Source organism: Photobacterium sp. Alg240-V54 (genome assembly GCF_900537155.1).
In the GTDB taxonomy this organism is placed as follows: Bacteria; Pseudomonadota; Gammaproteobacteria; order Enterobacterales; family Vibrionaceae; genus Photobacterium.
The window spans coordinates 641,430-661,325 of the sequence record NZ_UNRL01000001.1 but is presented as its reverse complement, the minus strand read 5'-3'; the positions used below and the strand labels follow the sequence as shown (position 1 = coordinate 661,325).

Genomic DNA, 19,896 nt, shown 5'->3' with positions numbered 1-19,896 from the left:
TGATATTAGCAATATACAATTAATCGTCATCATTATTGAAATAAGAATTTAAGATAACCAAAGGATTGCTTATGCCGTCAAACATTTATCGTTCAGCTAAAACTGTTTGGGATTATCATTTGTTACATCAATCATTACTGAAAAGTGATTGCTTATTTGTGCTTTGTAGTAATGATATAAGAGTTGCTGAGTACGCAGCTCAACTTTTCTTACAAGGATATGCGCCTTATATTGTATTTTCTGGCAATGTTGGAGAAATCACACAAGGGCTATTTCCATGCTCAGAAGCTGAACATTTTGCAAATATAGCACGTGAAATGGGTGTTCCCAATCACTGTATTTATATTGAATCACAAGCGTCCAATACGGGTGACAATGTTATAAAAACGCGAGCGCTATTAAAAGATAAGCACCTTGATCCACAAAGCTTTATTCTAGTACAAAAACCATTTATGGAGCGTCGAACACTGGCAACATTTGAAAAACAATGGCCAACAAAAACGGCTTTGGTAACCTCTCCGCCGATTGAGTTTGATGACTTTGCTAACGATGTTATTAGCTATGGTGACACTATCAATGTGATGGTAGGGGACTTACAACGTATTCGCTATTATCCGGCCTTAGGATTTTCAACTGAACAAGTGATCCCTCAGCCAGTGTGGCAAGCATATCAACACCTCGTTACAGTAGGATTCGATGACCATTTATCGTCAGATCTTCCACGAGATTAATATAAAAAAGCGTGTTTCTATATACTTTCAAACAGAAAGAAATAATTAGAAACACGCTTTTTTTATCGTTTTAACGAGTGTTACGATTAACCAGCAGCAACGTTATCTTCAGGATAACGAAGCAATGTAGGTTTTGGACGCGCTAACATATAAGCTAATGTTAATGGGCCAAGACGACCAATGATCATAACCACAATGATAATGTATTTACCGGGTTCAGAAAGAGTTGCACTTAAACCAGCGGTTACACCTACGGTTGCAAAGGCTGAAATGGTTTCAAACATGACTTCATAGAAAGGCGCTTTTTCTGTCAGCATTAAAGCAAACATCGCTATCAATAGCACAATTCCACTGACGACAATAATTGCCAGTGATTTGGTTACGGTTTGATTGGATATGGTGCGTTTAAATAAAACGACCCGATCTCGCTGTTTTAAAAATGACCAGGTCGCCAAAATTGCAACAACAAAGGTCGATACTTTAATACCACCACCTGTTGATGTTGAACCTGCACCAATTAGCATTAAAAGCATCAGAACTAATAAACCAGGCTCCGTAAATGCGCCGATATTAACACTGTTAAAGCCTGCTGTACGTACTGTTGCTGATTGAAAGAATGCTGCAAGCCATTGACCAGAAGTATTTAAGCTACCTAATGTTTGCATATTATCGTGTTCAAGCAACCAAATCATTATTGTGCCAACAAGTAATAATATTGGTGTCGCAATAATCATTATTTTTGAATGCAGTGATAAAAAATGAAAACCACGATGTGAATTTCGTTGTAAATCTGAAATAACCGTAAAGCCTAAACCCCCTAGAATAAAGAGCATAGCAATAGTGATAATCACTAAAGGATCATCAACATATTGGGTTAAATTATCAGAAAACAGTGAAAAACCCGCATTATTAAATGCTGATATTGAGTGGAAAACAGCCGTAAATAGACCTTTATCCCATCCCATCATTGGTACCCAACGCAGTGATAGAAAAAAAGTACCAATCAATTCACAGACAATAACGAAAATAATGATGTGTTTAACCAGTAAACGTATATTGGTAAACTTTTCTTGCCCGAGTTGCTCTTTTGTTAGCGATTGTTGGCGTAGACTAACGCGTAGGCCAAACATATATAACAAAACAGCAGATAAGGTCATTTGCCCAAGGCCACCAATCTGCATTAAGATCATTAATAAAACTTTACCACTAGTAGTAAAGTGGGTGCCAGTATCAACAACGCCAAGTCCTGTAACACTAATCGCAGACGTTGCCGTAAAAAGCGCATCAACAAAACTTAAGCCGGACACAGAAAATACCGGTAAGGTTAATAAAATGGCACCAGGGATCAAAATCGCTAAAAAGCTAAAGATAATGATTTTTGGTTCAGACCAACGTTTATTGCGTTTGTCTGTTTTTATAGGGACATACATTGCCCGATTAGGGATAAAACTCATAACTTTCTTAATGTTTCTGATAATACGTCTTCAGGGCCAGTAATAATTAAAATATCACCAACTTGCATTTCCATCTCCATATCAGGAGCTTTACGTACCTCAGGACCACGTTTCAGAGCTAACACTTGGGTTTCATCACTGCTTGCGCAAGGGTGTTGTGAAAGGGGTTTGCCCATATTCCGTGCTGTTACGACAACTTCAGCTAAAGAAATACCACTGCCAAGTTCTGAAAATTCAAATACACGTTTATCTAACATGTTGCGAGCAATACGAATACCCATATCACGTTCTGGTCTTATGATTTTATCAGCGCCAATTTTTGAAAGGATTTTACAATGTGGGGTATCTTTGGCTTTGACCCAGACAGTTTTAACACCGGCATCTTTTAATAATAATGTCGTTAAGATATTAGCATTGATATCGTCACCGATAGCAACCATCACTAAATCATAATCATCAAGTTTTAGTTCGGCAATGGTTGCTTCGTTTGAACAATCAGCGACGACAGCTTGCGTGGCAATATCGGCTGCTTGACGAACACATATCTCATTAACATCAATGGCTAATACTTGTGCTCCGCGCTCGCTAAGTTCTTCACATAGCGACATACCAAATCGGCCAAGGCCAATTACAGCAAACTGCTTATCTTCAGGATTCATTCTTTTTCCCCACATTACTTTTGAGTAATGCTTTATTTGTTTTGTTGTTGATTGTAAAAACATTGAATTAACAAATTAGCGATTTCTATGCTACTGAGTATCCATTTCGTTAAGTCATTTTTATTATGACGATGCACACAGAAACATCAAATTCCGGTTAGATATAATTTTCGGATATTGCTCGCATTTTATATGTAATTCAAGTTAATGAATTTTAGGTTTCATTGATATTTTATTACAGTCAAATAACATGCCAATCGTAACTTCATGATTAAATATGACTTTTATTGTTTTGTTTAAAATATAAGCAATAATAGCGTTGAAAATAGTAATCTTATATTTAGTTCTAATTGTGTTATTCACTCTATATATGCTGAATTATCAGCCGATATTGTATGGCTATATTGCTTGCATCGACCACAAACAGTGTCATTTATATATAGACAAAATAAACCTAAATAACCATTAATTTGTCAACAATTGGTTAGGTAATCGAATAAATAATGATGGAATTAACGTATTAATGCCTAGTTCGACAAATATAAGCCATTGCTCTAGCAACAATAAAGCCAGAAATTAACCCGCCAGTATTGGCAGCCAAATCGAGCCATTCACCATACCGATTAACATAAGGTTGGATCAATTCAATAGCACCGCTCCAGCAAAAGAAAAAACGGCAATCGCGAACCATTGCTTAGGTTTTACAAATGCGACAGCAAAAATTAAAGCAGCGTAAGCAATGAAATGATGGGTTTTATCTGTGCCTGCAACAATAGGTAATTCAGCTTGAGGTGTTAAAGATAAAACGGTTATAAGAATGAGTATGAGTAAGCTGATTAACTTCCAGTAGGCATGAAAAAATTGGCTAAAGCGTGACATTATAAATAACTCTCTTTAATAAAGGTAAGATTCTGAATTATATCGAGGCCGATTCAGGTTAACAACAGCAATACGAACCGATAACTGCTTGACGTTAGTTGAAATAATGATCATTTAAGACTTATTTATACTAACGTTAATTATAATTGAATAGAGGCGAGTGATAACAACATTCTATGATGCATTATTGCCTTTAATATTATAAGTAAGTTGAGTTCGTCATGGCTAAGGTTCATATTTCTCAATTGCATCATACTTTTCAGAGAGCGTTGACTGATATGGTGGCAGGTGAGGCGATAGAAGCAAGAACATTTAAAAAAGATCGTGGTATTGTGGTGCTAAAGCAAGATGTTGATCGTTTTATCTTTAAGCAGTTTGGTTTTGATTCTAAAACATGCACTTTTGATAGCGTGAGTTTATTAAAACAACTCAAAAAAGCCATAGCAAAAGAATTTCCCCGCAGCAATATGGCATGGATTGCCCATTTTGAGGGCGTGACTTCAATCGAGACACTAAGTGCTGACTATAGTCATCAGCCAAATTTGTTTTAATTACAAGTTTTTTGAAATTAAAAGGCACTTAGTTGTTTAACCTAAGTGCCTTAATTTACATAACGGTAGATACAAATAGGCTTATAAAGCTGCTTTTATCCATACCATACGGTGATCAGAAGATACGTCTTTCCCTGCTCCTTTTTTGCCGATACGCGCATCGTTAACAAGTAATCGACCTTGTTCATCATGCGCTGGCCAATATACGCCAGAAGCAGTGATATTAAGATTATTGGATGGAATTGCGTGGTCGACTTGTAAACCAAAATTACTGGTTAAACGATTTGGATAAGGGTTATCTTGATGACATTCGCCATCACTAAAACAAGTTTCAGCCCCTAAGCTACTAGGCGTCAGTTCACCATCCGTCGCAGTTTGGTTTACGCGATGATGATTTAATAAGCTTTCAATTGTTTGGCGGTAACCATCACCAGCATAAGGATCTGCGTTTAAATCACCAACAATTACAAACTTTTCATTTTCTGCAAGGCCGCCAGTTGTGCCTTTATCATCATAAATAAAGTCACCGTGGGTAATGTAGTTATTCCAAAACTGAATCTCATCGCGGTTTTGCATTTTATTCTTTTGAGTCACCGTATCAAATACTGGTGGTGTTGGATGTGACATCAAAATATGAATGGTTTGCTCGCCATTAGCGGTTGGAATAATGATCGGTGCATCAACGTGATTTTTTGATGATAAACGTAGATTGTCCCATTCAGTTGGGGTGTACCAGTCATCACCACACGCCATACCTTTAGGTATTTTATTTACAGGATCATTACAATTGGTGATTGTTGGCATTTCTGCTGAAGGGAGATCTTTCCATCTAAAGTTTTGGAAGGTACGGGTATTAGCTGTGTCGATTTTATACTGTGACATTAGTGAAAAGGCATATTGACCATGATACGAACCAAATCCCCACGCATCGTTAGGACCTGAATTTACATTTCCATCGTTATTAAGATCAAAGCCGCTCATTAAACCTGTATTGGTTGCATAGCTCTCAAAGAACGGGTATTTGATTGGTTCTAGCGTATCACCACCATCAATACTATTTGGACTTTGACCAATAGAAAGATAATTATCTTGGAAACCTGTCAGTGCAGCAGTATTTTCACCTTTGCCATCATTATTAAACTCAGCTAAAAGAATGACATTAGGGCGTTTGGTTTGAATAATTGCAGCAACGTTACGGATTTGAATAATTTTAAGGGCTTTTTGTTTTTGTTCTGGAGTAAGAGTATTGTCATTAAAGCCTTTAATTAATGCTTGTTGCTCAGCAGGAGAGGTTTGCATTTCATCAACGAGTTGCTCAAAGCTACTGCGATCAAATGACAGATTAAAGGTAGCGATAGTGACATCCTTTGCCACAGGTTTAACGCTATTTGTATTATGGCTATTACATCCACCTAACAGGGCTGAAGTAATGGCAATAGCAGCAAGACTTTTAATTAAATTCATCCGTAATCTCAGTTAATTAGCAACAACTATCATTAGTTGGCTTAAATTATACTGATAGATTTATTATTAATAGTGATCTCGGTAGAGCTTTTTTGTAATCAATACTGCTACAGCATCATGTTATTATTTAGTTTGGAACTAATATCTATTTTTTATTTATGACTGTTTATTTTCAGTTAAGCTATTAACTGTGGTTGTTAATGTTATATTAATATCTTCATTCGTTACTTTAGCGGTAACAAAGTCAAAATTATCATAAAAACTCGGTATTGATAGCGAAGCTTTTACTTCACCTGCAAAATACGGTGCAGAAGTAACGGCTGTGGTTAATACTGTATTTGCACCACCAGGGCCAGGGGAAGTGGCCAGTAATACCATTGGTTTATTTTGGTAAACCTTAGGGTTTATACGTGATGCCCAGTCAAAGAGGTTTTTATAGGCGGCAGTATATGAACCATTATGTTCTGCAAAAGAGATGATTATGGCATCAGCTTGAGCGATACGATCCAAAAAGTCTTGCGCTAATGATGGAATACCTGATTCAGTTTCACGATCAATACTATAAAGTGGCATTTCAAAATCATTAATATCTAATAAATCAATTTCAGCATTCGTAACTAATGATGCTGCATATGTTGCAAGGTGCTTATTAATTGATTGGCGACTGCTGCTAGCGGCAAAAGTAAGTAATTTCATGTTTAATCCTTCATTATAATCTTGGATTCGCTATATTTATTGGTTAATAACGATACCTTGTTGGTGTTGTTTCAGTGTATATTGATAGTCTAAATTAATTAATAGGCCAAAAGTATTTTAACTATTTCCATATGACTAATAATAAATTATTTGATGGCATCATTATTTTTGTTCAAGTTGTTAAAAGTGGTGGTTTTAGTGCTGCTGCTGAAATGCTTGGACATTCAAATTCACACATTAGTAAAGAAATTAATAAATTAGAAGCACGCTTGGGTGTACGGTTGCTTAATCGTACGACACGCTCGCTGGCATTGACTCCTGAAGGGGAGGCTTATTACCAAGAATGTACACAATTAATTATAGATGCAGAGCAAGCATTAGGGCTTATTTCACAAGACAGCTTAAATCCAAGAGGCACCCTTAAAATAAGCTGTCCGGTATGGTTAGGGACAACATATTTACAGCAGGTATTTAGTGACTACTTAGCCTTGTATCCTGATATGCAATTAGATATTGATTTAAATGACAAAACGGTTGATGTTGTTGCTGATGGTTATGATCTTGCTATTCGTGCATCAGTCGCACTAACTGAATCAAGTATTATTTGTAAACGTCTTTTTAGCAGTCCGATATGCACTGTTGCTGCGCCAAGTTATATTCAAAAATTCGGTGTGCCAAAACATCCATCGGAATTGATTCATCATCAGTGTTTATGTTATAGCAATCTTAAAAAATCAAACCAATGGCAATATACAGCAGCTGATGACAGACCGTTTAACGTTGATGTTCAACAAAAGTTACGTTGTAATAGCGCGCCGATGATGGTCGCTATGGCTGTAGGCGGGGTAGGAATTTGCCATATACCCAAGTTTTATATTGAATCAGAAGTAGAAAACGGAGAGTTAGTGGCGCTATTGCCTGAATACGACCGTACATTAGTAAATGTGTATGTTGTTTATCCCAGTCGCAAACATCTATCAGCGAAAGTGCGGCGATTTATCGAACTGTTGGAGTGCAAAGTGAGCGGCTAATTGTATTTTTAGCATATTGTCGTAAAAATTTACATTTTACATCTTTTATTTTTACGTTTTAGTGATATTTTCTAGAACACAACAAGTTCACTAATAGATTATTCTACAATAGTGATTTTTAGGAAATGGATAACCATAATGAATAATGAAATTCGTCTACGTGCTTTAGAACAAACTGATTTACGTTTTATTCACCAGCTTAATAATAACCGTGCCATTATGTCATACTGGTTTGAAGAGCCGTATGAGTCATTTTATGAGCTGGAAGAGCTTTACCGTAAGCATATTCATGACAGCACTGAGCGACGTTTTATTGCTGAAAATAATGATAAAGAATCAATTGGTCTTGTTGAGCTCGTTGAAATCAATAGCATTCACCGTAGTGCAGAGTTCCAGATTATTATTGCACCTGATTTTCAAGGTTGTGGTTATGCGCGTGCACTAATTAACCGTGCTTTAAATTATGCCTTTACGATTTTGAACTTGCATAAAGTATATTTACACGTTGCAACTGAAAATGAAAAAGCGATTCATTTATATGAAGAGTGCGGTTTTATTGAAGAAGGCCATTTAGTGAAGGAAATCTTCATTAACGGTCAATATACTGACGTTAAGCGTATGTATATGTTGCAAGACGAGTATATCGCTAGCCGTAACAAATAATAAAATACCCTGACAGTGCAACGCTGTCAGGGGAATAATTTTTTAGCCTATGACTAATGCTTCAAGCTTCGATTATTGGTTAGATACCTATCTTTTATGCTATTTCATGTGGGCATGAGGTGTCGCTAGATTGCCAACGAGGGTGCTTTTTCATTATCTGTGAAAATATAGGATCTTGGTAATGCATTTCTAACCAAGCCTGTAATTTAGGGTAGGGAGCATGGCGAAACCATTGTCGCTCAACATGAGAAAACTGACGAATGAAAGGTAAAATTGCATAGTCAGCAAGGCTTGGATTATCACACATCAAGAAGCGGTGTTTGTTAAGGCGCTGTTCGAGATCATCAAGAAAAGAACGGCATAAATTACGATAAATAGCGATATCGGGATTATGGTAACGGATATCAGCTTTGTAGTGTTCAAGTGCGGCAATATATTTACAGTCATTACGAGCTATAAGGTTGATCATATCTGTAAATAAATGGCTATTATCAGCTAATAGTATGTTGTGTGGATCATGTTGGTTCAGCGCCCAAATCATAATATTCAGACTTTCATCAATATAATCGCCATTATTTAATACTAAAAGAGGGACAGTGCCTTTTGATGTTACTGCCAGCATTTCGATGGGTTTGTCTTTTAGGGATATATCACGCATTTCTACATCTTGTTCTGCCAAACGTAAACCTAAACGTGCCCGTATAGCATAAGGGCATTGACGTAAACTATATAATATTGGTTTTGTCATCTGATCCCTCCCAAAAATTCTGTCCTTTAATGATAATTAAGTTTAGTACATATTCTTAATAATAAGATATCGGCTGTGATTTTAATGCGATGGAGAACAAAATAATGCTGTTCTAGAGAGTATTGCTATGAGTATATTAGGTATACAGTTTGATAGATTTTATACTAGAAGATGACCAACCTATGATGACATCAGTTGCAAAACTTGAATATTACCGCTTGCGCCAGCATCAGGCTTTTATGCAGCAATCTATGCCCTCTTTAGATAGTCGTATCAGTGATTTAAATAAATTAAAGCAATTGATAATCCAAAATCAGACACAGATTTGTCAAGCAATAGCCTCTGATTTTGGTTGTCGTTCAGCCACTGAAACAGCACTTCTTGAAATATTTACCTCGTTAGAATCAATTAACGATGCAATTAAACGTTTGCCGAAATGGATACAGCCACAGCGTCGACATACATCGTTATGGTTTAAACCGGCAAAGAATAAAGTTATTCCACAGCCGTTAGGTGTTGTCGGTATTATTGTGCCGTGGAATTATCCACTATTTTTGACGATTGCGCCGATGGTAGCAGCATTAGCGGCAGGTAATCGTGTCATGGTCAAAATGTCAGAAAATTCCTCTTCTTTGTGTCAGTTATTACAGCAATTGTTTGGTCATGAATTCAGTGATGATCAAATATGCATTATTGCCGAAGAGGGCCAAACAGGTATCGCTTTTTCACAGCTAGCGTTTGATCATCTGATTTTTACCGGCTCTACTACTACAGGTAAAGCTGTTATGGCGGCAGCCGCAACTAATTTAGTACCTGTAACGTTGGAACTTGGTGGTAAATCACCGGTTATCTTGGCAGATGATTATGATCTACATACAGCGTTATCACGTATTCTTGGCGGTAAGGTTTATAACAGTGGTCAAACATGTGTTGCACCTGATTACTTACTGATCCCTGAAGATTTAGAAAATGAACTAATCAAACACGCACAATCGATCATGGCACAACGGTTTACCGATATTCAGCATCCTGATTACACATCAATTATTGATGATGCTGCTTTTGTTCGTTTGTGTGATACCGTCAAAGATGCACAGCAGCAGGGCGCAAAGGTGATTAATTTGATCCCTCATTCAGACCCTGATCCACAACAACGCAAGTTTCCGTTACAACTTGTTTGCCAGCCAACAGACGCGATGACAGTTATGCAGCGTGAAATTTTTGGGCCATTATTGCCTGTAGTGACGTATAAGAGCCTTCAACAAGCATTGGATTATATTAATGCACGAGAGCGTCCATTAGCACTGTATTTATTCAGTAACGATAAAGCAGTACAACAGCAAGTATTAGATCAAACACGTTCAGGTGGGGTTGCATTGAATGATGTTATGTTACATGTCGCGCAGGAAGATTTACCCTTTGGTGGCATCGGTCACAGCGGTATGGGGCATTACCATGGTCGTGAAGGGTTTGAGCGTTTATCCAAAATGCGCCCAGTGATGCAACAAGCTGCGCTGAGCTCAAACAAATATCTCTATGCGCCGTATGGAAAAATAGGTAAACGATTGATTAACTTTATTATAAATAGAAAGCTATCTCGATATGAATGACCAAATAACAATGATGTATGTCGGATTTTGGCCGCGAGTATTAGCCAGTTTGGTTGATACTGCAATTGTCGCATTGATAACAGCGCCACTTATGTATTTCGCATATGGTGAAATGTACCCAGCAACCGATAGTTTTGCTGTTGGGCCGATGGATGTAATGCTCAATTACTTATTACCGTTTGTTGGGGTGATTTTATTTTGGATTTATAAATCAGCTACACCCGGGAAAATGGTCATTAAAGCGCAGATAGTTGATGCTAACAGCGGTAATAAACCTAGCCTGAAACAATCGGTGATACGTTATTTTGGCTATTTTGTGTCAACCATTCCTTTTGGGCTTGGTTTAATGTGGGTTGGATGGGATAAAAGAAAGCAGGGATGGCATGATAAATTAGCCCGTACAGTAGTGGTTAAACCGTTGCAATAAAACAGCCACAACAATAAAAGCATCTGTGTAATACAAGAAAGCCCCTGCTGTTTAATCACAGCAGGGGCTTTCTTTATTCTCAATACAGTAAGAATTACTTCTTAGTGTAAGCTGAGATGATCACCATTTGCACACCGTCAGCACGGCCTTGGATGTGAAGTGGGTTGTCAGTCAAGCTGATGTTACGTACTGGTGTACCACGCTTGATCACCATGCTTGAACCTTTAACTGGTAGATCTTTAATGATGGTTACGCTGTCACCAGCTTGAAGGATGGCACCGTTTGCATCACGGGTAGGGATTGAAGCTTGTTCTTCTTCAACAAGACCTTTTTCAGCCCACTCTTTCACGTCATCTTCTAAGTACATCATGTCAACTAGGTCCATTGCCCAGTCAGTTTTAGCAGAAAGACGCTTAAGCTGGCGGTAAACCATAACTTGAACAGCAGGAACTTGACTCCACATGGTATCGTTTAGACAACGCCAATGGTTTTCGTCAGTTGTTTCTGGATTCTCAAGCTGACCACGGCAAGTATCACAAAGTAGTACACAGCAACCCGCGCTCTTGTCTTCAGAAGCAGGAACAGCGTATACCGCTAGATTATTTTCAGAAGAACATAGCTCACATTTTGATTCACTACGCGTTTTTAATGCTTGTTCGATAGTCATGGGAATTGTCCATTGATTTATTGTGCCGATATTATGCCGCTCTATTGTACAGAAGAAAAGCAAACAAGTCCCAGATCACGAAATTTATAGTACAACAGACTGTTTAATATTCAGATGGCTTCATTCTATTAACTCAATGAAGTAGGTAATGTTTCACATTTAACAATATAGCCACACTGGCATCATTGAAAGAGTAGCAGTTACAGACATAATTTATTAAGTAATATGTGCAGTAGTTACATCAAAAAATGAAGCCTATCGCAGTGTGTTAGTTTCGAACAGCACTAAAAAAATGATAGGGGTAAACTATTGCCATTATCATTAAATAAAGGAAAAAGGATGTTCCCATATAAATACAGTGGGTTGATGTTAGCGATTACAGCAAGTATCACAACGCCCGTATATGCATCCATTGATGCTGTTATATCACAAAATATCGTTTCACCATATGTTGTTGGCGGTGATGATGTTGATAGTAATACACCCGCCACTGAAAACTTTATGGTATCGCTACGGAATAATAAAGCAGATGACACTCCTTTTTGTGGTGCAACAATTATCAATGATCAGTGGGTATTGACCGCAGCACATTGTGTAGTTCAAGGAAGTGATAAAGATGCTGTTGTATTAGCTCCTTCTGATATTACGATTACCGCAGGGTTACTTGATAATAGCTACCCACAAAAAAAACATATATTTTCGGCTACGCATGTGGTGATACATCCTGCTTATAGTCCAGTAGCTGTAATAAAAGAGACAACAGTTAATGATCAAGTGGTTACTGAGATTGTTAGTTCAGCACTAGATAATGATGTTGCTCTAATACGGGTAAACCGTAAGTTTGTTGATTTAGGTAAAGTTACATTAGCAACGTTATCGCAATCACAGTTGATTGAGCAACGCTTAAAAACAGAATGGGAAGTGGCCAATGATCCTATTCCTACTGACCATCGTCCCGAAAATATTGAGGTATTAGGCTGGGGAGCAACGGATCCATTAGGAAGTAGCGACTCAGCGTCTGATACCTTGCAACAAGCGATGTTGAGCTTTTTCCCAATTGATCTTTGTTATGAGCGTATTGAGTCTAATGATAATCCAGGTTTAATTATTGATAGCCCAGCAAATGTTACTAAATTATGTGCTTTGCCTCCTGTTGTGATTTCTGAACTGACTGGTGCTGATTCGTGTAAAGGTGACAGTGGCGGTCCTATTTTAGCTGTTGATAGTGAAGGTAATCAGTTACAGGTGGGTATTGTCAGTGGTGGGACGGTTGGTAGCCCTGTTTGCGGTTCAATGACACGCCCTAGTTTCTATGCTCGTGTTGGTAATTATACTAATTGGATTATTGATAACAGTAACAAAATACCAACTTACCCTATTACCCCTCCTGATTTCCTTAATGATAAATATGATGATCAAGACGGTGGTGGTACAGGCGGTGGCGGTACAGACGGTGGCGGTACAGACGGCGGTGGTACTGGCGGCGGTGGTACTGGCGGCGGTGGTACTGGCGGCGGTGGTACAGACGGCGGTGGTACAGACGGTGGTGGTACTGGCAGTGATGGCTGTAATGACAGCCTTTCAGCCAATAATTGCAATATAGGTAAAGATCGTGATGGCGGCGGTAGTTTTGGTTTTATTGGCTTATTATTGCTATGTAGCAGTGCGTTTTTTAGACGTTTAAGAGTTTAAATAGCATAAAAACAGCAATAGCAATACGATTAAACTGATACTAATAGCCAAATTAACAGTGATTAATATGGAAGTCTGCTTTATTAGTGGACTTCCATTTTTTTTTGAATATAAACAATGGGATGGTATAAAGTTACTTAATTTATAAGACTTGGCTATGTTATCTTTATACTTTGTTTAATACGGAAATTTAGCACTGGTATATTTATAATACACAGACTCATTCAATGTATAAGTATCATTTTATTAACAATAAACATGTTTTTAGTGAAGAAATAAATTAATAAAGATGTTGATTTATTGAGTAACCATATTTAGGGTTAATAGTTTTACTTGTTTATTTTCTTTATAATCAATTAGTTATGATTAATTTTTTTTATGGGTAAAATTCTATAAATTGATAAGGTATTGTTTTATTAATTTATCCCCAAAAATGTGTTTATCCACAGAAGCTGTGCATAACTCTGTGGGAAATGCGCTAAAGCTAGATTTGGTGCTGCCTCTGGCAAAGTCAACATATAGTTAATTGAAATTCGTGAATAACAATAAATTTATTGATTTAGTTCAATGATCAAACAGAAAGGTTATTTTTTGTATTTGGGGTTAAAATATAGTTTAATATTTAAAATATAAAACTATACCCAAATCGTTATTAAACGCTAAATGTTGAAATAGTGTTTCTAATATAATGAAGCCATCATTCGCTAGCGAAATAATTTCTCATTAACGACAAGCTTGTATGTCTTATAAAAATATAGAAGTAAAATAGTGTGATCTATGTATTGAAATGACTGATATTTTTTTATTTTGAGTGCCGAAATAATTATATTTAGCGACTATCCATTATTGATGCAGTTATTGGTAATGGTTTCATTTCTTTAATAATAGAGCGCGGTATGTCTTTTTCAATTGTTCAACGTACCATTGCTGGGTTTACGTTAATGCTAGTGCTTATTCTCATTATTGGTGGGGTAAGTTATGCTAATACAGATAGAATCCACAGTCGATTACAGCATGTTACTGAAATATCAACGCCGATGGTGATTTCTGCCAGCCAGTTATTAGCAAGTCTGCGAGAAAATCAGTTAACAGTGATTGATTATCAAACGACAACTAACATTGATTTATTAGCGCTAAAAAAAGTGGATGTTCAAAAAGCGGAACATCGGTTTCGATTATTAGAACAACAAGCTCAAATTTATGCTACTGATGCTAAAGCACAGGCTCAATTAACAGCAGCATTATCGGCAGCAAATACTTTCTTTACCACATCAAACACGACTATTGAACGTTATAATCAATGGTTAGGGGTTAAACGCCAACATCAACGATTAAATCTTGAATTTATTCATTTAGAAGATACTTACCAATCGGCTGCTAATTTACTTATTCAAAGTGCTAGCCATAAACGTTCATTGCGCAATAGGGCGGAATTGATCACTAGTGGTATTAGTCGTGATTTGAAAAATGTTCGTCGAGCAAATCCTCAAACAGATCTCAAGACATTATCAAAGGTATTAACCAAAGATATTGAAATGGCGAAGCAAGGTATTGCACGTATTGATGTCGCTAAAGATGTAAAAGCACGTTATAGCAAAAATTTAAACCGTGTTTACGAACTGACATTAGGGGCAAATAGCATGCTCGCGGTGATGGAAAAACAGCATCGCCTAGCCACAGAGCTTGCGGCATTAAATGAAAAATCAAATCAACAAGTAACAGTCACACAACAAGCATTAACAGCATATATGGAATACGCTCAAGCGAATGCTAAAGCAAGTCAACATGCCGCTGATGACGCTGCAAATCAAGCGACATTGAGTATTATTATTGCTGCTATTATTTCTGCTGTGATTGCATTAGTTGTGGCTGTGACGACCGCAAAAAGTATTCATACACCTTTAGTAAAGATTAACGCAGTATTAAAAAAAATGACTGCAGGAGATATGACGCAGCGAACAAATTATCAATCACGGTGTGAATTTGGTGCATTATCACGTTCAATTGATCAATTATCCGCAAGTATGGCCGAAATTTTAACCCAGATTAATCTCGGCTCAGCTCATTTAGTGGATGAAGCAACCAAGACAGCACTTACTAGCGAAAAAGCCATGAATCGTGTTGAAGATCAAAAGTCACGAACGGATCAAGTGGCTGCAGCTATTTCAGAATTAGAAGTTAGCGCTAAAGAAATTTCACGATCTTCAGAACAAACGGTTGAAGAAGTGAATGAAGTAAACCAAGCTGCGCAACAAGGACGAGAGTTAGTATTAACCAGCCGTACTATCACCGAGCAACTTGCAGTTGAAATGACAGAAGCGGTGGCTATTACTCAAAAGCTATCTGAATTTTCAAACAATATTGGCAGTATTTTAGGCGTAATTCGTAGTATTGCAGAACAAACTAATCTATTAGCCCTTAATGCGGCAATTGAAGCTGCGCGCGCAGGCGATCAAGGTCGTGGGTTTGCCGTTGTTGCTGATGAAGTGAGAGCCCTTGCCAATCGTACTCAGCAATCAACAGAAGAAATTCAGCAAATGATCACTAATTTGCAGCAAAACGCGTTGCAAGTATCGCAGGTGATGACGCGTTCGCAAACACAAACTGAGCAATGTGTTGAGCAGGCTCGTTCGACAGATATTGCCTTACAAACCATTGCTGAGCGAATGCATCTTATTTTAGATATGGCGATTCAAGTCGCTCATGCAACAGAAGAACAAATTGCTGTGAGTCAAGATGTGTCGGAGCATATCAATGGCATTGCTGCTGTGGCATATAACGCAGAAAGTGAAGCGAGGGAATCTGCACAAAGCAGTGAAGCGTTATCACAACTGGCAACTCAACAACGTCAATTGATTGAACGCTTTAAGGTCTAATTATGCAAATTTTCTTAGTATCTAAATATGCACGTAACTCTTTTAAAAAATTAACAAAAACAGTTTGTTACTCAGTGTTATTTGTTCCCACTTTGGTAATAGCTAATGTACAGCCAATCAGTGGTGAAGTAGTGATTGATTCATGGCGTAATGATAATGCCATTTGGGATCAAACCATTATTCCAGCGTTTAATAAACATTACCCGAATATTAAAGTTACTTATCGCTCTCCGGCTGATCCATCGACGTTTAATCAACAGTTAAATAGTGATTTAGCTAAGGGAACGGCGGGCGATTTGATTGCGTGTCGACCTTTTGATGGCTCATTAGCGCTATTTAAGCAAGGCCATTTTAGTGATATTACTGAAATGCAAGGCATGGAAAATTTCCCTAGTTTTGCGTTAGGGCCATGGCAAACAGATTCTGGTGCTCAGACATTTTGCTTACCAATGGCATCGGTTATTCATGGTTTTTTTTACAATAAAACCATTTTTTCCGATTTAAACCTGCAAGTGCCAGCGACTACCACTGAATTTAAACATGTGCTTGAAAAAATTAAAGCCAGCCAACGTTATGTACCTATAGCATTGGGCACTAAAGATAAGTGGGAAGCCGCGACAATGGGGTTTCAAAATATTGGACCTAACTATTGGCAAGGCGAAGATGGACGCTTAGGGTTAATTCAAGCGCAACAACGGTTTACTGATACGGCATATCTTAATGTATATCGTGAACTAGCAAGTTGGATGCCATATTTAGGTAACAATTATCAGCAGCGTAGCTATGCTAACGCTATTGAGTTATTTAAAACAGGTAAAGCAGCTATCTATCCAACAGGATCATGGGATATTTCTACTTTTGCTAATAGCGTTGATTTTGGTGTATTTGCTCCGCCTGTGGTTAAAAAAGGCGATGAATGCTACATCAGTGATCATACGGATTTAGGCATGGGCTTAAATACCGCATCAGAAAAAAATGCCGCCGCTACCGTATTTTTAAAATGGATGACCACAGCTGAATTTGCTGAATTATTAACCAATTCCATTCCGGGTTTCTTTTCATTATCTAATCACTTTTTTGATGTAAAGCATCCTATCGCAAATGAGATGATGGCATGGCGCAATAGCTGTGATTCAACAATTCGAAATTCAGCGCAAATATTGTCACGTGGTACCCCTGATTTTGAACTGCAATTATGGCAAACCAGTGTTGAAGTGTTAAATGGCACCATGACGCCAGAAGAAGCGGTAACGATGGTTCAAATGGGATTAAATAGTTGGTATCAACCACAACGAGATGCCAAAACGTTAGCCGAAATATGTCAGGCAATTACCCCTATAGCGACATCCGTTCAGCCATCAACGAGTACTGATCCTCGTTTGTAGCTAAAACGTATTTAAATGCATCATTAATCAGCATTCTAATCTAAATATTAGCGAGAATGATGAGCTGATTGTTGATGCATGGTTGAATAGGCATATTAAGCATATTACTATGCCGATGTTTTCTTTTGGGGTGATAAATTGTGTCAAAGATATTAGTTGTTGATGATGATATACAGTTGTGTGAATTACTGACAGAAGTGCTTGAGGATGAAGGCCATGATGTGAGTTGTGTTCATTGTGGTGAATCAGCGATTGAGTATCTACAAAATAAAGGTGTCGATTTAGTTTTACTTGATGTGATGTTGCCTAATCTTGACGGTATGCAAGTTGCACGGCGTATTTGCCAACGGTTTGCGACCCCGATCTTAATGCTAACGGCATTAGGTGATGAAGCAACCATGCTCGATGGATTACAGGCAGGGGCAGATCACTTTATTACGAAGCCGTTTAAAGTGCCTGAATTACTGACACGGATCAGTGCGATTTTACGTCGAGTTGGACTTGAGCGACAACGACATCAGATCCGTTCTGGTGCAGAAAACATGGCTGCAGAAATGTCGCGTTTACCATTAACCAGCACTGAAGCTGAATTGCTAGAATATTTAATTAAACATGACGGTATTGTGGTTTCAAAAGCGGAACTACAACAGCAAGTTCTAAAAAAAGAGCTGAGCCCTTTTGACCGTAATTTAGATATGCATATTAGTAATATACGCCGTAAAATCGTATTGGCAGGAATGTCTAAACTGCATATTAAAACAGTACGAGGACGTGGCTATAGTTACACCGAAAGTGTTAATCAATAATCAATAATTAAAAGGATCATGGTGTGGAAAGCCTTTCTCAGCGTAAAGCATGGTATAAACCGCATCAACAGCACGGTCTGGTTATGCGGCTTTTTTCGTATTTTACCGTGAGTTTGTTATTAATATTATTACTGCAAAATTTAGCTGAAATAGCGTTAGTTAAAACGCTATTACATGTGCCAAAAAACGTCCAACAAAAAATATTGGTAATGGCAGATGAAGCTCAGCAACTTATTGATAATGGTAATAAACAGCAACTTAGTGAGTGGGAAAATAAGCAGCCTTATTATTTGTTTGTATTAGACAAAGATCAGCATGAAATGGGGACGAGAAAAATGCATCCCCATTTTGCGTTTAAACTAAACTATGCGCGTAGTATTAATGCGCTATTAGATTCTCGAGTAAATCAACCTATCTTTGCGATCCCATTAAAAGATGGCAATCAATTAATGGTGCAACTGCCACATCAACTGCATCCAGCTAAATATTTTTCATTTTATTTTGGGCTGATTCAAGTTGTGATCGCTGTTTTAATCTTGTTTATGTTTTCATTTCTTATTGCTCGATATTTACAACGGCCATTAAATACTTTGCAAGAGGCGAGTCGTAGCCTAGCAAACGGTGATTTTTCTGTCAGGGTCGCCAATACTGTTAAAGATAGTACTGTTGAATTTAAATCTCTTGCGGCTGATTTTGATGAGATGGCAGAACAAATTCAGAGCTTGTCTGAACGTCAACGACGATTAATACGTGATGTGTCACATGAGTTACGCACGCCATTAGCACGCCATAATTTATCATTACATTTAATGAGAAAGCGAGTAGCACCAGAGTTTCAGCACCTTGTTGATCGTCTAGAGCATGAATCAGAAGAAATGAACCAACTGGTTAATGAAATTCTAGAGTTTAACCAATTACAGAACACCACTGAAAATGTTAATTTGATCCCTATTGATGTTGAGAGTTTATGCTTAACCACAGTGCCTGATATCAAAACATTACTGGGAAAACAGCAAACATTTATCACCGATATTGATAATAATATGCCTTTAGTGATGGCCGATAGCCGTTTGGTTGTTCGCGCTATAAATAATTTATTAGGCAATGCAATTAAATATGCCGGTGATCATGCTCAAATAAGCTTAGTTTCAAGGCTGGTGGTTATTGATGGTAAACAATTTGTACAATTGAGTGTTGAAGATGATGGACATGGTATTGCTGAGCAGCATTTAAAGCGTATTTTTGATCCTTTTACACGTATTGAAGGTGCAAGAGATAAGCAATCTGGCGGATACGGACTGGGTTTAGCCATTGTTAAAGAAGCAATGTTAGTTATGAATGGCAGCGTCCATGCTGAAAATCGCCATCCTCAAGGGTTATCAATTCAGTTATTATTACCAGTAATGATAAAACATAAATAGCCATTAGCGGGGATAAATTGTAGATAAGGAATGGTTTTTAGAAAAAATAGATTAAAAGTATCGATATCAATCTATTTTATCGATTTTTGGGTGAAGTATTATTCTGTTTGCTAATGCTTTACTCAAAAATTTTATT

At 37.6% G+C, this 19,896-nt stretch carries 18 protein-coding genes; 11 read left to right on the top strand and 7 right to left on the bottom strand.

The features are described from left to right. Positions 1-71: 71 nt before the first annotated feature. Positions 72-731 carry a YdcF family protein gene (locus G6R09_RS02800; RefSeq protein ID WP_163920396.1) on the top strand — a complete coding sequence of 220 codons (660 nt, stop codon included), beginning with the start codon at positions 72-74 and terminating at the stop codon, positions 729-731. Between the two features lie 86 nt (positions 732-817). Here the strand turns inward: G6R09_RS02800 and G6R09_RS02795 are convergent, their stop codons facing one another. The 3 genes from G6R09_RS02795 to G6R09_RS02785 form a co-directional block, all read right to left on the bottom strand. Next, positions 818-2,185 carry a TrkH family potassium uptake protein gene (locus G6R09_RS02795; protein WP_065166789.1) on the bottom strand — a complete coding sequence of 456 codons (1,368 nt, stop codon included), beginning with the start codon at positions 2,183-2,185 and terminating at the stop codon, positions 818-820. Beyond that, positions 2,182-2,844 (bottom strand): TrkA family potassium uptake protein, encoded by a 663-nt coding sequence (locus G6R09_RS02790; RefSeq protein ID WP_065166790.1) that lies wholly within the window; start codon positions 2,842-2,844, stop codon positions 2,182-2,184. Before G6R09_RS02790 ends, G6R09_RS02795 begins: the two co-directional genes overlap by 4 nt. A gap of 639 nt (positions 2,845-3,483) precedes the next feature. Next, positions 3,484-3,723, bottom strand: coding sequence for a hypothetical protein (locus G6R09_RS02785; RefSeq protein ID WP_240345690.1), 240 nt, complete (start codon positions 3,721-3,723; stop codon positions 3,484-3,486). A gap of 221 nt (positions 3,724-3,944) precedes the next feature. Between G6R09_RS02785 and G6R09_RS02780 the strand changes: the two genes are divergently transcribed. Next, the gene (locus tag G6R09_RS02780) at positions 3,945-4,274 is read left to right on the top strand and encodes a hypothetical protein (protein ID WP_163920394.1); all 330 of its coding nucleotides are present in this window, start codon (positions 3,945-3,947) and stop codon (positions 4,272-4,274) included. A gap of 81 nt (positions 4,275-4,355) precedes the next feature. On the opposite strand, the gene G6R09_RS02775 is transcribed toward G6R09_RS02780, so the two are convergent. Both G6R09_RS02775 and G6R09_RS02770 read right to left on the bottom strand, forming a co-directional pair. After that, positions 4,356-5,738 carry an endonuclease/exonuclease/phosphatase family protein gene (locus tag G6R09_RS02775; protein WP_163920392.1) on the bottom strand — a complete coding sequence of 461 codons (1,383 nt, stop codon included), beginning with the start codon at positions 5,736-5,738 and terminating at the stop codon, positions 4,356-4,358. A 156-nt stretch (positions 5,739-5,894) separates the two neighbouring features. Then, a complete protein-coding gene (locus tag G6R09_RS02770; protein ID WP_163920390.1) occupies positions 5,895-6,434 on the bottom strand; it encodes an NADPH-dependent FMN reductase in 540 nt (179 codons plus the stop codon). Between the two features lie 131 nt (positions 6,435-6,565). Here G6R09_RS02770 and G6R09_RS02765 point away from each other — a divergent pair, with 131 nt between their 5' ends. Next, the gene (locus G6R09_RS02765; RefSeq protein WP_163920388.1) at positions 6,566-7,465 is read left to right on the top strand and encodes a LysR family transcriptional regulator; all 900 of its coding nucleotides are present in this window, start codon (positions 6,566-6,568) and stop codon (positions 7,463-7,465) included. A 138-nt stretch (positions 7,466-7,603) separates the two neighbouring features. Then, positions 7,604-8,128, top strand: coding sequence for a spermidine N1-acetyltransferase (speG, locus tag G6R09_RS02760; RefSeq protein ID WP_060999366.1), 525 nt, complete (start codon positions 7,604-7,606; stop codon positions 8,126-8,128). Positions 8,129-8,222: 94 nt separating this feature from the next. Here speG and G6R09_RS02755 read toward each other — a convergent pair whose 3' ends face one another. Next, positions 8,223-8,876, bottom strand: coding sequence for a glutathione S-transferase (locus G6R09_RS02755; RefSeq protein ID WP_065166795.1), 654 nt, complete (start codon positions 8,874-8,876; stop codon positions 8,223-8,225). Between the two features lie 182 nt (positions 8,877-9,058). Here G6R09_RS02755 and G6R09_RS02750 point away from each other — a divergent pair, with 182 nt between their 5' ends. Beyond that, entirely contained in the window at positions 9,059-10,486 is a 1,428-nt protein-coding gene (locus G6R09_RS02750; protein WP_235860157.1) for a coniferyl aldehyde dehydrogenase, read from the top strand. Then, positions 10,479-10,913: an RDD family protein gene (locus G6R09_RS02745; protein ID WP_163920386.1), complete on the top strand. Its 435-nt coding sequence runs from the start codon at positions 10,479-10,481 to the stop codon at positions 10,911-10,913. Before G6R09_RS02750 ends, G6R09_RS02745 begins: the two co-directional genes overlap by 8 nt. Before the next feature lie 94 nt (positions 10,914-11,007). Here the strand turns inward: G6R09_RS02745 and G6R09_RS02740 are convergent, their stop codons facing one another. Then, positions 11,008-11,580: an alkylphosphonate utilization protein gene (locus G6R09_RS02740; RefSeq protein WP_060999361.1), complete on the bottom strand. Its 573-nt coding sequence runs from the start codon at positions 11,578-11,580 to the stop codon at positions 11,008-11,010. Between the two features lie 339 nt (positions 11,581-11,919). On the opposite strand from G6R09_RS02740, the gene G6R09_RS02735 reads away from it, so the two are divergent. From G6R09_RS02735 to G6R09_RS02715, 5 genes are all read left to right on the top strand, one after another. Further along, a complete protein-coding gene (locus tag G6R09_RS02735; RefSeq protein ID WP_163920384.1) occupies positions 11,920-13,272 on the top strand; it encodes a trypsin-like serine protease in 1,353 nt (450 codons plus the stop codon). A gap of 896 nt (positions 13,273-14,168) precedes the next feature. Continuing rightward, positions 14,169-16,148, top strand: a complete 1,980-nt coding sequence (locus G6R09_RS02730; protein ID WP_163920382.1) for a methyl-accepting chemotaxis protein — start codon at positions 14,169-14,171, stop codon at positions 16,146-16,148. A gap of 2 nt (positions 16,149-16,150) precedes the next feature. Further along, positions 16,151-17,533 carry an ABC transporter substrate-binding protein gene (locus tag G6R09_RS02725; protein WP_163920380.1) on the top strand — a complete coding sequence of 461 codons (1,383 nt, stop codon included), beginning with the start codon at positions 16,151-16,153 and terminating at the stop codon, positions 17,531-17,533. A 140-nt stretch (positions 17,534-17,673) separates the two neighbouring features. Beyond that, entirely contained in the window at positions 17,674-18,339 is a 666-nt protein-coding gene (locus tag G6R09_RS02720; protein WP_065166800.1) for a response regulator transcription factor, read from the top strand. Between the two features lie 83 nt (positions 18,340-18,422). Next, positions 18,423-19,760, top strand: coding sequence for an ATP-binding protein (locus G6R09_RS02715; RefSeq protein WP_163921050.1), 1,338 nt, complete (start codon positions 18,423-18,425; stop codon positions 19,758-19,760). Positions 19,761-19,896 lie beyond the last annotated feature (136 nt).

Coding starts and splice junctions, on each gene's coding strand:
- G6R09_RS02795 (WP_065166789.1), bottom strand. CDS start 2,185: ATGAGTTTTATCCCTAATCGGGCAATGTATGTCCCTATAAAAACAGAC.
- G6R09_RS02740 (WP_060999361.1), bottom strand. CDS start 11,580: ATGACTATCGAACAAGCATTAAAAACGCGTAGTGAATCAAAATGTGAG.
- G6R09_RS02775 (WP_163920392.1), bottom strand. CDS start 5,738: ATGAATTTAATTAAAAGTCTTGCTGCTATTGCCATTACTTCAGCCCTG.
- G6R09_RS02745 (WP_163920386.1), top strand. CDS start 10,479: ATGAATGACCAAATAACAATGATGTATGTCGGATTTTGGCCGCGAGTA.
- G6R09_RS02770 (WP_163920390.1), bottom strand. CDS start 6,434: ATGAAATTACTTACTTTTGCCGCTAGCAGCAGTCGCCAATCAATTAAT.
- G6R09_RS02785 (WP_240345690.1), bottom strand. CDS start 3,723: ATGTCACGCTTTAGCCAATTTTTTCATGCCTACTGGAAGTTAATCAGC.
- G6R09_RS02755 (WP_065166795.1), bottom strand. CDS start 8,876: ATGACAAAACCAATATTATATAGTTTACGTCAATGCCCTTATGCTATA.
- speG (WP_060999366.1), top strand. CDS start 7,604: ATGAATAATGAAATTCGTCTACGTGCTTTAGAACAAACTGATTTACGT.
- G6R09_RS02735 (WP_163920384.1), top strand. CDS start 11,920: ATGTTCCCATATAAATACAGTGGGTTGATGTTAGCGATTACAGCAAGT.
- G6R09_RS02715 (WP_163921050.1), top strand. CDS start 18,423: ATGCGGCTTTTTTCGTATTTTACCGTGAGTTTGTTATTAATATTATTA.
- G6R09_RS02765 (WP_163920388.1), top strand. CDS start 6,566: ATGACTAATAATAAATTATTTGATGGCATCATTATTTTTGTTCAAGTT.
- G6R09_RS02780 (WP_163920394.1), top strand. CDS start 3,945: ATGGCTAAGGTTCATATTTCTCAATTGCATCATACTTTTCAGAGAGCG.
- G6R09_RS02750 (WP_235860157.1), top strand. CDS start 9,059: ATGATGACATCAGTTGCAAAACTTGAATATTACCGCTTGCGCCAGCAT.
- G6R09_RS02800 (WP_163920396.1), top strand. CDS start 72: ATGCCGTCAAACATTTATCGTTCAGCTAAAACTGTTTGGGATTATCAT.
- G6R09_RS02730 (WP_163920382.1), top strand. CDS start 14,169: ATGTCTTTTTCAATTGTTCAACGTACCATTGCTGGGTTTACGTTAATG.
- G6R09_RS02790 (WP_065166790.1), bottom strand. CDS start 2,844: ATGAATCCTGAAGATAAGCAGTTTGCTGTAATTGGCCTTGGCCGATTT.
- G6R09_RS02725 (WP_163920380.1), top strand. CDS start 16,151: ATGCAAATTTTCTTAGTATCTAAATATGCACGTAACTCTTTTAAAAAA.